A 14847-nucleotide genomic window follows, 5' to 3' on the forward strand; every position below is an offset into this window, starting at 1 on the left:
TAGACCGAATCAGGCCAGGTCGAGACCCAGAAGCGCGTTCTCGAGCACCTCGGGCATCGCCGGGTGGATCCAGTACTGGCCGCGTGCCATCTCGCGGGCGGTGAGGCCGAAGCTCATCGCCTGGATCACCGGCTGGACGACCGTCGAGGCCTGCGGGCCGATGAGATGGGCGCCGAGGAGTTCACCGGTGTCGCGGTCGGCGATGAGCTTGCAGAAGCCGGTGGTGTCCTCCATCGCCCACCCGTAGGCCACATCGCCGTAGTTCTGGATCTTGACCGTGATGTCGCGTCCGGTGGCGCGTGCCTCCGCTTCGGTGAGCCCCACCGTCGCGACCTGCGGGTCGGTGAACACCGCGGCCGGGACGTAGCGGTGGTCGAACGACCGCAGATCCTCGGAATGCCAGCCGAGCAGCAGGTTCTCCTGAACCACGCGCTGCTCGTGATTGGCGACGTGCTTGAGCTGGTACGGGGAACTGACGTCGCCGAGCGCCCAGACCTCCGGCGCCGGGGTGCGACCGTGCGCGTCGACGGGCACGCGGCCGTCGTCGGTGAGCGCGATCCCGATCGAGTCCAGACTCAGGCGGTCGCCGTTCGGCACCCGTCCGGTCGCGACCAGCAGGGCGTCGGTGTCGAGATGCGAGCCGTCGGCGAAACTCAGCCGCACGCCGTCGCCGAGTTCGACGGCACCGGCGAGGTCGGTCGCGAGACGGACGTTCCACTGCGTCTGAGCGACTTCGGTGAACCGCGCGCTGAGGTCGTCGTCGAGCTTGCGCAGCAGTCGCGCGCTCCGGGCGATCACGGTGACGTCCACGCCCAGCGACGAGAAGACGTGCGCGAACTCGGCGGCGATGTATCCGCTGCCGACGATCGCCATGCGGGCAGGCAGCGCCGGCAGCCGCATCACGTCGCTGTTCGTGTAGAAGCGGACGCCGGAATCGGCGATCACGTCCGGAACCTGCGATCGGGAACCGGCGGCGACGACCACCTTCCGCGCCAGCACCAGATCATCGTCGGCGGTCACCAGGCGGTAGCGGCCGGAGTCGTCGTCGCGGCCGTCGAAGCGGACGTGACTGGAGTAGACGGTGATGTTCTCGCACCGGTCGACGCGGTACTCCTTACCGCCGGCCGAGATCGGATCGATCCGGCCGAAGACGCGGTCGACGATCGCCGGCCAGTCCACCGAGTCGACGGTCGCGGCGACGCCGTAGCGCTCGGCCGAACGGATCGTGTCGGCGACGTCGGCGGCGTAGACGAACATCTTCGTCGGAATGCAGCCGACGTTGAGGCAGGTGCCGCCGTACACGCCCTCTTCGAAGATCGCGATGCTCACATCGTCGAATCGCTCGTCGGGAATGGAGTTGCCGCTGCCCGAACCGATGATCGCGAGGTCGACTTGCTGGGTACCCACTACTGCTGCGCTCCTTCGCCGAACACGGCGTTCAGCCACGTCTGGACCTCGTCGTAGGCGGTGCGGCGAGGTTTCTCGAGGGACAGGAAGACGTCGTGGCGTGCGTCGGGGACGGCGACCGCCCACACTCGACGGCCGATGACGCCGGACCACTGGGCGATCTGCTTGACGTCGAGCACACAGTCCGCGGTGTCGACGGCGGGGTGGTAGGCCCCCTTGAAGCGGGACTTGTCCGACCGCAGGACGAGCGCAGGCACCCCGATGTCCAGGCCGCGATGGAGCAGGCGCTGACCGGCACGGACCGCCGACAGCCACCCGAACGTGACCGGGAAGCCACCCAGCGGCTTGCGGCGCAGGTCGTAGGTCCATTCGCCGTGCGCGTCGACGTGCAGGCTCTCGCCGTAGGCGCCGGACAGTTCGCGCGGCAGTTCGGTCTTGGCGCGCGCCTTGCCGATGCCTTTGATCAGCAGCCCGACGGCGTCGGTGCGGAGCACCGCTTCGCCCTGGAGGTCGAGCCAGGGGCTGTTGAGAACCAGTCCCTTGATGCGCCGATGGCGGGTGGGGTCGGTGCGGCGCAGCCGGTCGAGCCAGAGCGGAGCGATCAGTCCGCCGGTGGAATGGGCCGCGACGATCACCGAGGCGCCGTCCGCTCCGGTGTCGCCGGTGGTCTCCTCGGTGACGATGTCGAGTGCGGCGTTCAGCTCGGCGTCGTAGAACTCGAGGTCGGTGGTGAAGTGGGGCTGCTGTCCGTCCAGCAACGACCGCCCGCATTTGCGGAGATCGAGGGCGTAGAAGGCGTAGCCGCGATCATGGAAGAACTCCGCCAGCTCCTCCTGGAAGAAGTAGTCGGTGAAGCCGTGGACGTACAGCACCGCGCCCGCGGTCGCCGGTGCGGAACCCGCCTGCCGAACCAGGGTGGCCTCGATGGCGCCTTCGCCGTCCGGATCGTCGCCGAGCGGGATGGTGAGCACTTCGTATCGGTCGAGGAGTTCATCGGGACGCCACTGGCGGCTTCTGACGGTGGTCACGCCGACCAGCTTAGGCGGCGGCACGGTGGCACCGGGTGTCGCACACCCCACACTTGCGCGAACCGATGCTGTCTCTGACAGGACAATGGGGAACAATGATCCGCGAAACAGGTCGTGAATGCCCTATGGGTGGAGGAGTGCAGCAGCGTGGCCAAGGTGATTAAGACGGATGTGGCGCTGGTCGGCGCTGGAATCATGAGCGCCACGCTCGGAGCGCTGCTGCGTCAGCTGGAGCCGAACTGGTCGATCAGTCTGTTCGAGCGTCTGGAGGCCGCCGCCGCGGAGAGCAGTGACCCGTGGAACAACGCGGGCACCGGCCACTCCGCCCTGTGCGAGCTCAACTACACGCCCGCCGACGCCAACGGTGACATCGACATCACCAAGGCGCTGAACATCAATGAGCAGTTCCAGGTGTCGCGTCAGTTCTGGGCGTACGGCGTCGACAACGGCCTGCTGGGTGCGCCGGATGAGTTCATCAACCCGATCCCGCACGTCAGCTTCTGCCACGGACCGGACGGCGTCGACTACCTCCGGAAGCGCCACGCGGCCCTCGCGAGCCACACGCTGTTCGAGGGCATGGAGTTCATCGATGACGATGACGAGTTCGCGGCCCGACTGCCGCTGATGGCCGACGGCCGGGACTACTCGGACCCGGTCGGTCTGAACTGGTTCACCGACGGCACCGACGTCGACTTCGGCGCGCTCACCCAGCAGTTGCTGAACTACGTCGGCCGCGAGGCCGATCTCTACTACGGCCACGAGGTGCGGAACCTCACCAAGCAGTCCGACGGCAGCTGGGTGATGAAGGTCCGCAACGGCCGCACCGGTGAGAAGATCCGCGTCGAGGCGAAGTTCGTCTTCGTCGGCGCGGGCGGCGGTGCGCTGCACCTGCTTCAGAAGTCCGGCATCGCCGAGGCGAAGGGCTTCGGCGGCTTCCCGGTCAGCGGCGAGTTCGCCCGCTGCACCAACCCGGACGTCATCGCCAAGCACTCGGCCAAGGTCTACGGTCAGGCCGCGGTCGGTGCTCCGCCGATGTCGGTGCCGCACCTGGACACCCGCGTGATCAACCACGACAAGGGACTGCTGTTCGGTCCGTACGCCGGGTGGTCGCCCAAGTTCCTCAAGTCCGGCGGCGTCATGGACCTGCCGAAGTCGGTGAAGCCGAACAACCTGCTGCCGATGATGTCGATCGCACCGCAGGAGTTCGGTCTGCTGAAGTACCTGATCTCGGAGCTCGCCGCGAGCCCCGCGGACCGGATCAAGACCCTGCAGGACTTCGCCCCGCGCGCGCTCGGCGAGGACTGGGAGTTCATCACCGCCGGACAGCGCGTCCAGGTGATCCGCAGGACCGGCGTCGGCGGCCAGCTCGAGTTCGGCACCGCCGTCGTCGCCGCCGGTGACGGCACCATCGCGGGTCTGCTCGGCGCCTCGCCGGGTGCGTCCACCGCCGTTCCCGCGATGATCTCGGTGCTCGAGCAGTGCTTCAGCGGCCGCTTCGACGGCTGGAAGAGCACCCTCACCCAGATGATCCCGTCGTTCGGTCAGAAGCTGGATTCGGACCCGGCGCTGTTCCGCGAACTGTGGGACTGGACCGGTCGCAGCCTGCAGCTCACCGGACAGGGCGACGCCTGAGCACTCATGACTCACGCGGACGTCCGTTTTCCGTTCAGCGCCGTCGTCGGACAGGATCGGCTGAAGCTCGCGCTGATCCTGTCCGCGGTCTCGCCGGGCATCGGCGGTGTGTTGATCCGCGGCGAGAAGGGGACCGCGAAGTCGACGATCGTCCGCGGTCTCGCGCCGTTGCTCGGTGACGGGGGTCGGGTCGTCGACCTGCCGATCGGCGCCACCGAGGACCGAGTGATCGGCTCCCTCGATCTGACGCGCGTGCTGCGCGACGGGCAGGCGCACTTCACCCCCGGTCTGCTCGCGCAGGCCGACGGCGGTGTGCTCTACATCGACGAGGTCAACCTGCTGTCCGACCACCTGGTCGACGTGCTGCTCGACGCCGCCGCGAGTGGCCGGGTCACCATCGAGCGGGACGGCGTCTCGCACACGCAGGCTGCCGACTTCGTCCTCGTCGGGACGATGAATCCGGAGGAGGGCGAGCTGCGCCCGCAGCTGCTCGACCGGTTCGGCCTGGTGGTCGACGTGGCCGGCGCACGCGACGTCGAGGAGCGTGTGGAGATCGTGACCTCGAGGTTGGCGTTCGACGCCGATCCGGAGTCGTTCGCCGCCCGGTACGAAGGCGCGGAAGCCGAGCTCGCCGCCCGTATCGGGGCTGCGCGCGAGCGTGTCACCGCGGTCGGACTGCCGCCGCGGGAACTGCGCCGGATCGCCGGGGTGTGCGCTCATCTCGACGTCGACGGGCTGCGCGGCGACATCGTCGTCGCCCGGACCGCCGCCGCCCACGCCGCCTGGCGCGGAGCCGATGAGATCGACGCCGACGACGTGCGCGTGGCGGTGGAGCTGGCCCTGCCGCACCGGCGCAGACGGAATCCCTTCGACGAGTCGGGACTGAGTGACGACCAGCTCGACGACGCGCTCGACGCGGGGGACCAGGCCGCGGGTCCCGATCCCGACGACGGCGGCACCCAGGAGCCGGATGCCGGTGACACCGGTCCCGATGGTCCGGACACCGATCCCGACGGTCCCGACACCGATCCCGACGGTCCCGAGACGGACCCGCCCGGCGGCGGTGCGCCGTCCGGTCCGGCGTTCGGCTCCGGGCCGTCGATCGGCGGCCGGGTCCGCGCGTTCCGGACCGAAGGGGTCGGCGACGGTGACGCCGGCCGCCGGTCCAAGGCCCGCAGTTCCCGCGGAATCACCACTCGCGCAGTAGATTTCGGTCCGCGTACCGGGGTGCACCTGTTCGGTACGGTGCTTGCGGCGGCACAGCGGAGCAACGGCTCCGGCCTGCCTGCGCTGACCCCCGCCGACCTGCGTGGCGCCGAGCGCATCGGGACCGAGTCGAACCTGGTCGTCTTCGTCGTCGACCTGTCCGGATCCATGACGGCGCGCTCGCGTCTGGCTGCGGTGCGGAATGCGTGCGTCGATCTGCTCCGCGACTCTTACACGCGGCGTGATCGCGTAGCCGTCGTCGTGGCCTGCGGCAAGGACGCCTATGTCGCCGTGCCGCCCACGCGGTCGGTCGAGATCGCCGTCGCACGACTCGCCCAGGTACGCACCGGCGGACGAACGCCGCTCGCCGAGGGCCTGCATCGCGGACTCGAGGTGATCGAGCGCGCTGCGCGGGTGGACCCGACCCGACGTCCGCTCCTGGTGGTGATGACCGACGGTCGGGCGACGGCCGGCCCTGATGCGTCCCGGCGCGCCGACGCCGCCGCCGACGAGATCGCCCGGCGCGGCATCTCGGCTGTTGTGGTGGACTGTGAGCAGGGTGTGGTCCGGCTCGGCCTCGCCGTCGAGCTCGCGCGCCGCCTCGGCGCCGAGTACACGACGATGGAGGCGCTGACCTCCACCGGACTGACCGACCACGTTCGCGGCGTCGCCTGACGCTCGACTCCGAAGGGAAGAATCACCGTGCCCAAGGGCGTACCCGAGACCGTTCCCGACGATGGCCTGACCACCCGGCAGCGGCGCAGCCTCCCGGTGCTGGCCGTGCACACCGGTCCGGGCAAGGGGAAGTCGACGGCGGCGTTCGGGATGGCCATGCGCGCGTGGAACGCCGGGCTGGACCTCGCGGTGTTCCAGTTCGTCAAGAGCGCCAAGTGGAAGGTCGGGGAGGAGAGCGCCATGCTCGCACTCGACGAGGTGCACCGACAGACCGGCGCGGGGGGACCCGTGCAATGGCACAAGATGGGTCAGGGCTGGTCGTGGATCCAACGCGGCGCGGACGCGACGGAGGACCATGCGGAGTCGGCCCGCGCGGGCTGGGCGGAGATCGCGCGCAGGCTGGCGAACCAGGAGCACGACTTCTACGTGCTCGACGAGTTCACCTACCCGTTGCACTGGGGCTGGATCGACACCGAGGAGGTCGTCGAGGTGCTGCGGAACCGACCGGGAAGGCAGCACGTGGTGATCACCGGCCGCTATGCGCCGCAGGCCTTGATCGACGCCGCCGATCTGGTCACCGAGATGACGAAGGTGAAGCATCCGATGGACGCCGGTCGCAAGGGGCAGAAGGGCGTCGAGTGGTAGTTCCCGCCGTCGTGATCGCCGCCCCCGCGTCGGGCAGCGGCAAGACGACGGTGACGACGGGCTTGATCGGCGCCCTGGTGGCCGCCGGTCACCGAGTGGCGCCGTTCAAGGTGGGCCCGGACTACATTGATCCCGGCTACCACGGGGTCGCCGCCGGACGCGTCGGCCGCAACCTCGATCCCAATCTGGTCGGCGCGGACCTGATCGCACCGCTGTACGCCGCGGCCACCGCCGATGCCGACATCGCCGTCGTCGAGGGCGTGATGGGGCTGTTCGACGGCCGGATCACCGACGACCCCGATCCGCTCGGTGTCGGGTCGACGGCCCATGTCGCGACGCTGATCGGGGCACCGGTCGTGCTCGTCGTCGACGCGGGCGGGCACAGTCAGTCGCTCGCGGCGGTCCTGCACGGCTTCCTCGGCTACGAGTCGCGGGTCCGGGTCGCCGGGGTGATCCTCAACCGCGTCGGCTCCCCGCGGCACGAGCAGGTGCTGCGACAGGCCTGTGAGCGCGTGGGGCTGCCGGTCCTCGGCGTCGTCGCACGAGACGCCGACCTCAGCGTGCCCTCCCGTCACCTGGGACTGATCCCTGCTGCCGAACGACAGCACGAGGCGGTGGAGTCGGTGGCGGCGATCGTAGGGAAAGTCGGGGCGGCTCTGGATATTCCAGCGATCGTGCGGATTGCGAACGAGGCTCGGCCACCGGTCGTCGAGCCGTGGTCGGCCACGACGGCGGTCGGCGTCGATCGGCCGGCGGGCCGCGCCCGCCCGACGATCGCCGTCGCACAGGGCGCGGCGTTCACTTTCGGATACGCCGAGCACGCCGAACTGCTCCGAGCGGCCGGCGCGGAGGTGGTGGGCTTCGACCCGCTGCGCGACAGGCTGCCCGCGGGCACCGACGCGGTGGTGATCGGCGGCGGGTTCCCGGAGGCGCACGCCGAAGATCTGGCGGCCAACGCCGACCTGCGGTCGGACCTGCGCGCCCATGTCGCGGCCGGGCGGCCGGTGCACGCGGAGTGCGCGGGCCTGCTCTACCTGCTGTCGACGCTGGACGGCGTGCCGATGGTCGGGGCCCTCGACGGGACGGGAACGTTCGGGCCGCGACTGACGCTCGGCTACCGCGACGCCGTCGCGCTCGCCGACTCCACGATGTACCGCGCCGGCGAACGGGTGACCGGACACGAATTCCACCGCAGCACAGTCCATCTCGCGGGTTCGGCGTCGCCCGCGTGGGCGTGGCGGGCCGACGGAGCAAGCGCCGTGGACGGCGTGGTGCACGCCGGCGTCCACGCGTCGTACCTTCACGTTCACCCGGCGGGACGGCCCCGCGCCGTGGCACGATTCGTGTCGGCGGCCGCATCGACGGCGACCGATGCGCGGACAGCGCAGGAGGAGGCAGTCCGATGACTCGCAGGCGCGACCTCGCCGAAGTCCACGCCGCGCTCGACGCGCTGGCCCACGCGAGCGTCGGCGATCCGACGGCGCTGCGGGACCTGCTCGAAGCGGTGCTGCTGGTGGGCCGCGGACTCGAGCTCGATCAGGCACTCCAGCGGATCGTCGAGGTGGCCGCCGACGTCCTCTCGGCCCGCTACTGCGCGCTGGGGGTTCGCGGTCCCGAACTCGGACTGCAGGCGTTCGTCCACACCGGTATCGCGCCCGAGATCCGCGCGACGATGGGACCGCTGCCGGTGGGCCGCGGCGTCCTCGGCGAACTGCTGCACCATCCCGAGGTGCTGCGGATCCCGAAGCTCTCCGACCATCCGGCGTCCGTCGGGTTCCCCCCGAACCATCCGCCGATGGACACCTTCCTCGGCGCGCCGATCATCGTGCGCGACGAGCTGTTCGGCAGCATCTACCTCACCGAGAAGCAGGGCGAACCGGAGTTCACTCCGCTGGACGAGAAGATCGTCGCGGTGCTGGCCGTGGCCGCGGGCATCGCCGTGGACAATGCGCGCGCCTTCGAACGCGCGCAGGCGCGGGTGCGGTGGATGCAGGTGATCGCCGACCGCGGCTCGGAGCCGCTGGCGGGGACCGCGCTCACCTACACGCTCGACGGCCTGTGCCGTGACGTCTCGGCACTGACCGGCGCCGTCGACGCGTTCATCGTCGCGGGCAGCACGCTCGTCGGACACACGGGTGCCGCGGTGTGCACCGAGGACCTCTTCGAACTGCTCGATCCGGACGGCGGCGGCGAGGACGGCGAGCTCATCGTCCGGGAGTTGTCCGCGGGCAGCGCGCCGTGGCTGCGGCGCGGTGCGCGGTGGGCGTCCATGCAGCCGCTGCAGGCCGGGCGGGGAATGAGCGCGATCGTCGTGACCCACACCGACCGGCGGTACTGGACCGGCGAGGAGGTGGCGGGTCTGCAGGGCACCGCGCGCGTGGCGTCGCTGGCGCTCGCCTACGCCGACCAACAGCAGCTGGCTCGGGACCTGCAGGTCCTGGAGGACCGGCACCGCATCGCGCGCGACCTCCACGATCTGGTGATTCAGCGCCTGTTCGCGATCGGGATGTCGTTGCAGACGATGCAGGCGGGTGCCGGTCTCGACGACGACCGGATGGAGCAGGTGATCACCGATCTCGACGGGACCATCGCGCAGATCCGGACCTCGATCTTCGACCTTCAGGGCATGCCCGGCCACGGGGACGCCGCCACCCTCCGGCGCCGCGTGCTCGACGTGGTCGCCGAACTGGCGACTCATGCGCCCATCGTCCCGAGCGTCGCCTTCCTCGGGCCGGTCGACACCCTCGTCCCCGACGTCCTCGCACCGCATATCGAGGCGGTGCTCCGCGAGGGCATCTCGAATGCCCTGCGGCATTCGGGCGCCGAGCACATCCGCGTGCGGATCGTCGCCGACGACGTGGTCACGGTCGAGGTGTCCGACGACGGCCGCGGCATCCCGGCCACCGCCTCACAGTCGGGCCTGGCGAACCTGACCCGCCGCGCCGACGACTGCGACGGCAACTTCACGATCACCACCAGCGCGACGTCGGGGACGACGATCACCTGGACCGCCCCGCTGCGCTGATCCGGGGGAGCCGCCGGGCTCAGCGGTCCCGTTCGCGCAGTTCCGTCGCGAGCACCGCGACCTGAGTACGGCGCTGCATGTCGAGCTTCGACAGGATCCGCGACACGTAGTTCTTGATCGTCTTCTCGGCGAGGAACATCCGATCGGCGATCTGCCGGTTCGTCATGCCCTGACCGATGAGCGTGAAGACCTCGCGTTCCTGGCCGGTGAGACGGGCCAGGGGATCCGACGGCTCGCCGTCGCGCAGCCGGGCCAGCAGCGCCGCGGTGCTGCGGTCGTCGAGCAGCGATCCGCCGGCGCCGACGGTCCGCACCGCGGCGATCAGATTGTGGCCGAGGATCTGCTTGAGGACGAAACCGGACGCACCGGCCAGTACCGCGGCCAGGAGGGCGTCGTCGTCGGCGTAGCTGGTCAGCATCAGGCAGTGCACCGACGGCTGCGAGCTGCGGACGGCGCGGCACAGCTCCACACCGTTGCCGTCCGGGAGCCGGACGTCGAGCACCGCGACGTCGGGGGAGGTCGCGGCGATGCCGACACCGGCCTCGGCGACGGTGGCGGCTTCGCCGACCACTTCGAGGTCCTCCGCGGTGCTCAGCAGGTCCCGGAGGCCGCGTCGGACCAGTTCGTGGTCGTCGACGAGGAAGACACGGATTCGACGAGTCGGTGCACTCATGACATAGACGCTACAACAGGTGCGGTCGCGACTCGGGGCCTAATCCGGCCGGGACCTTCGGCCCCTGAAATCGCAGGTCGCCGCGGGCATCGTTGGGTGCATGACCAGTTTGATCGGCAAGCCCATGAGTGGCTCGGACCTCCTTCGCGAACTCCTCCCCGTCTGCGAGACGGAGGTGGAGCGGCACATGAAGATGACCCGTGACTGGAACCCGCACGACTACATCCCGTGGGACGACGGCCGCAACTTCGCCGCGCTGGGCGGGATCGACTGGGACCCGGAGCAGTCGCAGCTGTCGGAGACCGCCAAGGCGGCGATGATCACCAATCTGCTGACCGAGGACAACCTGCCGTCGTATCACCGGGTGATCGCCGACAACTTCAGTCTCGACGACGCCTGGGGTTACTGGGTCGGCCGGTGGACCGCCGAGGAGATGCGGCACTCGATCGTGATGCGCGACTACCTGGTGGTGACGCGCGGCGTGGATCCGGTGGAGCTGGAGCGCACCCGGATGGCGCACATGATCGGCGGTTTCAACCCGCTGCCCGAGGACGACGGTCAGCGCGACCACAGCTACGACATGCTGTTCGCGGTCACGTACGTGTCGTTTCAGGAACTCGCGACCCGTGTCAGCCACCGGAACACCGGCAAGGCGTGCGGTGATCCGATCGCCGACCGCATGCTGCAGCGGGTGGCCGCCGACGAGAACCTGCACATGCTCTTCTACCGGAACGTGGTCGCCGGGGCCCTGGATCTGGTGCCCGACGAGGCGATGGCGGCGATCTACACCATCGTCTCCAGTTTTCAGATGCCCGGTGCCACCATGCCGAACTTCCGCCGCAACGCGGTGCTGATCGCGAAGGGCGGTATCTACGACCTTCCGCAGCACATGGCCGACGTCGTGATGCCGGTGTTGCGCAAGTGGCGGATCTTCGAGCGCGACGACTTCGGGCCGCTCGGCGAGATGTATCGGGAGAAGCTCGCCGCATTCCTCGCCGAGATGGACATCAAGGTCGCCAAGTTCGAGGCCTCGCGGGAGCGGGCGCTCGATCGACAGCGCCGGCGCGGAGCGGTGGACTGACCGCTCCTCCGGTCCCGGTAGGCTGATTGCTCATGCAAGCGCATTACCTGGCGGGACTGGATCTGCACGGCCGCAAGGTCGTCGTCGTCGGCGGCGGGAGCGTCGCCCAGCGACGACTGCCCAACCTGGTCGCGGCGGGGGCGGACGTGCACGTCGTCGCCGTCGACCCGACGCCGGCGGTCGAATCCGAGGTCGCGATCACGGTGCATCGCCGCGCGTATGCCGACGGTGATCTGGACGGCGCCTGGTATGCGATGGCCTGCACCGACGACCCCGCGGTGAACGCCGCGGTCGTCGCCGAGGCCGAGCGGCGGCGCGTGTTCTGCGTGCGCGCCGACGACGCCCGGCAGGGCACCGCCGTGACGCCGGCGACCGGTGTCCATCGCGACCTTCACTTCGGTGTGCTGGCGGCGGGCGACCATCGTCGATCCGCCGCCGTGCGTGCGGCGATCACCGAGGCGCTGGCCGACGGCACGTCGCTCCGGATCACCGACGACCGCAGACACGCCGCGGGCGTGGCCCTCGTCGGCGGCGGTCCGGGTGACGCCGACCTGATCACCGTGCGAGGACGCAAGCTCCTCGCCGAGGCCGACGTGGTCGTGGCCGACCGACTCGCGCCGATCGCCCTGCTCGACGAACTGGGACCGCAGGTGGAGGTGATCGACGCCGCGAAGGTGCCGTACGGCCGGGCGATGCGGCAGGAGCAGATCAACGAGATCCTGGTCGACCGCGCCAAGGCGGGCAAGTTCGTCGTCCGGCTCAAGGGCGGCGACCCGTATGTCTACGGTCGCGGGTTCGAGGAACTGCAGGCGTGCGTCGCGGCGGGCGTCCCGGTCACGGTCGTGCCCGGGATCAGCAGTCCGATCGCCGGCCCCGAGCTGGCCGGGATCCCGGTGACACACCGCGGGGTCACACACGAGGTGGTGATCGTCTCGGGTCACGTGGCGCCCGACCATCCGGACTCGTTGACGAACTGGCAGGCGCTCGCACAGATGCGTGGCACCGTCGTCCTGATGATGGCGGTCAAGCGGATCGACGAGTTCGCCACCGCGCTGCTCGACGGCGGCCGTGCGGCCGACACGCCGGTGGCCTTCATCGAGAACGCCTCCCGGCCGGACCAGCGACTGCTCCGCACGGACCTGGCCCACGCCGCGCAGACCGCGGTCGAGCAGGAGCTGATCGCGCCGGCGATCGCGGTGATCGGACCGGTCGCGGGATTCACCGATGCCGACCGCGTCCTGGGGTTCTGACATGGCTCGTGTGGCCGCCGGCATCTCGGGACTGCTCCTTCTCGCTGCGGCGATCCTGTCGTGGTGGGTGCATCCGGCGATCACCGCGGTGCTCGTCGGCCTCGCGGTGGTCGTGATGTCGGCGTGGCAGGTGTACCGGCGCCGGGCCGGGATCGAACCGATGGCGGCCGGCTGGTGGACCACGTACGTCGGACCGCTCACCTTCGGCGCCCTCGCCGTCATCGCGCTCAACGGCTGGATCTATCGGATCTCCGCCGACGCCGGGTCCGATTCAGGCGAGCTCCAGATGCTGATCGGCCTGATCACCGGCGTCGTCGGCATGGCGGCCGCGTACGGCTACGGTCGTCTGCGCGCACAGCGAGCGCAGTTGGGCGAGATCGCGCGCCCCGAGGACGACGAGCAGGACGACCAGCAGTGGTTCTTCCCGCAGGCGAAGTAGCGGCTTCGCACTACCAACGCGTATAGCCGTTCATCTCCGCCGAACGTCCGATTCTCGGTGTTGCGGCGTGGTGGTCGTGCGAGGTTGTCCACAGATTTCGACCGCTGCCGTCGAAGTGCCTCCGTACCGCCTCCCGAAACCGACAATTCATGCCATGGATACGGGGGTATTCCGGTGGGGGCAGCTGCGTGAGCGGGCGACGCGGGCAGAGATCGACAGGGCGGTCGCCGACGGCGCGCTCATCAGGCTGAGACGCGACTGGTACGCGACGACCGCGGCGAACCCGCAGGTCGTTCGCGCGGTCGCGGCGGGTGGCGTGCTCACGTGCGCGTCGGCGCTCGAACTCCACGGCGTCTGGGTGCCGCCGACCGACCGCCTGCACATCCGGGGCAACGACGCGACCGCGCGGCTGCAACCCGGTTGGTGCAGGCAGATCGGTCGCCAGCCGCCGGAGGCCGGGGCCGTCGACGATCTCGAGACCTCCCTGCGGCATGCGGCCAAGTGCCTGTCGGAGGAGCAGTTCGTCGTCGTGTGCGACTCGGCGCTGAACCGTCGGCTGTGCACGGCATCGGAGCTGGAGCGACTGTTCATCGCACCGCACCTCGCGCGCCTGCTGGAGCGGTGCGACGGGAAGTCGGAGTCGGGCACCGAGACGATGACTCGCCTGCGTCTGCGCCGACCGAACCTGGTGATCCGCACACAGGTGCCGCTTCCGTTCGGCCGCGTCGATCTGCTGATCGGCAGGTCGCTGATCGTCGAGGTCGACGGGTACGAGTATCACGCGGACCCGGCCGCGTTCGAGAGGGACCGGTTGCGGGATCTTCGCGCGAAAGCGCTGGGCTACAACGTCGTTCGCCTGAGCTTCCGGCAGGTGGTCCACCAGTGGGACGTCGTCGGACCGCTGCTGGAGGCGATGATCGCGCGCGGCGATCATCTGCGCCCGCTGCCTCGCACGCCCGCCACGTTCTGAGTCCGAGAATCGGACATCGAGAGGGGAAGTCCGGCGGTACGCGTTGGTAGTGCGAGCTACTCGGTGACGACCGTGATCTCCAGGGGTGACGTGACCTCGACGCGCTGCCCGGCGTCGGAGAGCACCGCGGCGAGACCGTTCACGTCGCGGACGTTGCGACGGGTCCGGACCAGTTCGCGGGCCATCAGGCCCTTGTAGTGCTTGTTGAAATGGCTCACGACCTTGCGTGAGCCGTCGGGGAACTCGGTGACGACGGTGGCGGTCACGGCGCCGTCGACCGGGCCGAGCTTCTGATAGACGCCGGATCGGAGGTCGACGACGAAATCGTCGATCGCGTCGAGCGCGGGTGACAGGACCGGCTTCCACAGCGCACCGAGCGTCCCCAAGCCGGGGAGCTTGGAGCCGCCGGACAGCCGGTAGGCGGGAATCAGGTCCTCGGCTCCGACGACGCCGAACAGCGCGGAGCCGATCATCAGCCGGTCGCCGGCCTTGGTCTTGGCGGCACGCGTCATCCCGGGGTAGTCGAGCGCGTCGTACAACACGCCCGTGTAGCGGGTGATCGCGGTCCGGGTGGGCGACTCCCAGAGGTCGGCGTTGCGTTCCACCTCGGCGACGGCCGACGCGCCGAGGCCGAGCGCCGCACGTGAGGCGTCCAGGTCGGCGGCCAGCTCGACGATCGCGTCGGCCAGCTTGCGGCGGACGGGCGTCAGTTCGGGCAGGACCAGCGAATCGAGGTCGAGCGGAGCGGCCTTGCCGCCGTCAGATTTGGTCTCCGATGGAGGCAGGATGACGAGCACGCGACCACCCTAACGAACC

General features: G+C 69.8%; 13 protein-coding genes. 9 read left to right on the forward strand and 4 right to left on the reverse strand.

The window, feature by feature from the left end; translation table 11 throughout:
* Positions 1–9: 9 nt before the first annotated feature.
* Positions 10–1407 (reverse strand): mycothione reductase, encoded by a 1398-nt coding sequence (locus SCNU_RS08205; RefSeq protein ID WP_009678893.1) that lies wholly within the window; start codon positions 1405–1407, stop codon positions 10–12.
* Positions 1407–2444 (reverse strand): alpha/beta hydrolase, encoded by a 1038-nt coding sequence (locus SCNU_RS08210; RefSeq protein WP_040518036.1) that lies wholly within the window; start codon positions 2442–2444, stop codon positions 1407–1409. Before SCNU_RS08210 ends, SCNU_RS08205 begins: the two co-directional genes overlap by 1 nt.
* A gap of 138 nt (positions 2445–2582) precedes the next feature.
* On the opposite strand from SCNU_RS08210, the gene mqo reads away from it, so the two are divergent.
* Genes mqo through SCNU_RS08235 form a run of 5 tightly spaced genes read left to right on the forward strand, consistent with a single transcriptional unit; the run spans position 2583 to position 9618 of the window.
* Positions 2583–4067, forward strand: a complete 1485-nt coding sequence (mqo, locus tag SCNU_RS08215; RefSeq protein ID WP_009678895.1) for a malate dehydrogenase (quinone) — start codon at positions 2583–2585, stop codon at positions 4065–4067.
* 6 nt (positions 4068–4073) lie between these two features.
* A complete protein-coding gene (locus SCNU_RS08220) occupies positions 4074–5948 on the forward strand; it encodes an AAA family ATPase (RefSeq protein ID WP_009678896.1) in 1875 nt (624 codons plus the stop codon).
* Between the two features lie 27 nt (positions 5949–5975).
* Positions 5976–6593, forward strand: coding sequence for a cob(I)yrinic acid a,c-diamide adenosyltransferase (gene cobO, locus SCNU_RS08225; protein ID WP_009678897.1), 618 nt, complete (start codon positions 5976–5978; stop codon positions 6591–6593).
* Complete coding sequence (locus tag SCNU_RS08230) at positions 6587–7999, forward strand: cobyrinic acid a,c-diamide synthase CobB (RefSeq protein WP_040517994.1); 1413 nt, start codon at positions 6587–6589, stop codon at positions 7997–7999. Before cobO ends, SCNU_RS08230 begins: the two co-directional genes overlap by 7 nt.
* Positions 7996–9618 (forward strand): GAF domain-containing sensor histidine kinase, encoded by a 1623-nt coding sequence (locus SCNU_RS08235; protein ID WP_009678899.1) that lies wholly within the window; start codon positions 7996–7998, stop codon positions 9616–9618. The genes SCNU_RS08230 and SCNU_RS08235 overlap by 4 nt, the downstream gene beginning before the upstream one ends.
* Before the next feature lie 19 nt (positions 9619–9637).
* On the opposite strand, the gene SCNU_RS08240 is transcribed toward SCNU_RS08235, so the two are convergent.
* Positions 9638–10291 (reverse strand): response regulator transcription factor, encoded by a 654-nt coding sequence (locus SCNU_RS08240; protein ID WP_009678900.1) that lies wholly within the window; start codon positions 10289–10291, stop codon positions 9638–9640.
* 100 nt (positions 10292–10391) lie between these two features.
* Here SCNU_RS08240 and SCNU_RS08245 point away from each other — a divergent pair, with 100 nt between their 5' ends.
* The 4 genes from SCNU_RS08245 to SCNU_RS08260 all read left to right on the forward strand — a co-directional run bounded on the left by SCNU_RS08245 (position 10392) and on the right by SCNU_RS08260 (position 14031).
* The gene (locus SCNU_RS08245) at positions 10392–11372 is read left to right on the forward strand and encodes an acyl-ACP desaturase (protein WP_009678901.1); all 981 of its coding nucleotides are present in this window, start codon (positions 10392–10394) and stop codon (positions 11370–11372) included.
* 32 nt (positions 11373–11404) lie between these two features.
* The gene (cobA, locus tag SCNU_RS08250; RefSeq protein ID WP_009678902.1) at positions 11405–12622 is read left to right on the forward strand and encodes a uroporphyrinogen-III C-methyltransferase; all 1218 of its coding nucleotides are present in this window, start codon (positions 11405–11407) and stop codon (positions 12620–12622) included.
* 1 nt (position 12623) lies between these two features.
* The gene (locus tag SCNU_RS08255; RefSeq protein ID WP_009678903.1) at positions 12624–13061 is read left to right on the forward strand and encodes a hypothetical protein; all 438 of its coding nucleotides are present in this window, start codon (positions 12624–12626) and stop codon (positions 13059–13061) included.
* Between the two features lie 154 nt (positions 13062–13215).
* Entirely contained in the window at positions 13216–14031 is an 816-nt protein-coding gene (locus SCNU_RS08260; RefSeq protein WP_009678904.1) for a DUF559 domain-containing protein, read from the forward strand.
* 56 nt (positions 14032–14087) lie between these two features.
* On the opposite strand, the gene yaaA is transcribed toward SCNU_RS08260, so the two are convergent.
* Positions 14088–14828 carry a peroxide stress protein YaaA gene (yaaA, locus tag SCNU_RS08265; RefSeq protein ID WP_009678905.1) on the reverse strand — a complete coding sequence of 247 codons (741 nt, stop codon included), beginning with the start codon at positions 14826–14828 and terminating at the stop codon, positions 14088–14090.
* Positions 14829–14847: the final 19 nt, after the last annotated feature.

Source organism: Gordonia neofelifaecis NRRL B-59395, assembly GCF_000192435.1.
In the GTDB taxonomy this organism is placed as follows: Bacteria; Actinomycetota; Actinomycetes; order Mycobacteriales; family Mycobacteriaceae; genus Gordonia; species Gordonia neofelifaecis.

Bases quoted from the DNA above. Each gene is read 5' to 3' on its own strand.
- cobA (WP_009678902.1), top strand. From the start codon at position 11,405: ATGCAAGCGCATTACCTGGCGGGACTGGATCTGCACGGCCGCAAGGTC.
- SCNU_RS08240 (WP_009678900.1), bottom strand. From the start codon at position 10,291: ATGAGTGCACCGACTCGTCGAATCCGTGTCTTCCTCGTCGACGACCAC.
- SCNU_RS08255 (WP_009678903.1), top strand. From the start codon at position 12,624: ATGGCTCGTGTGGCCGCCGGCATCTCGGGACTGCTCCTTCTCGCTGCG.
- SCNU_RS08245 (WP_009678901.1), top strand. From the start codon at position 10,392: ATGACCAGTTTGATCGGCAAGCCCATGAGTGGCTCGGACCTCCTTCGC.
- SCNU_RS08220 (WP_009678896.1), top strand. From the start codon at position 4,074: ATGACTCACGCGGACGTCCGTTTTCCGTTCAGCGCCGTCGTCGGACAG.
- SCNU_RS08235 (WP_009678899.1), top strand. From the start codon at position 7,996: ATGACTCGCAGGCGCGACCTCGCCGAAGTCCACGCCGCGCTCGACGCG.
- SCNU_RS08260 (WP_009678904.1), top strand. From the start codon at position 13,216: ATGGATACGGGGGTATTCCGGTGGGGGCAGCTGCGTGAGCGGGCGACG.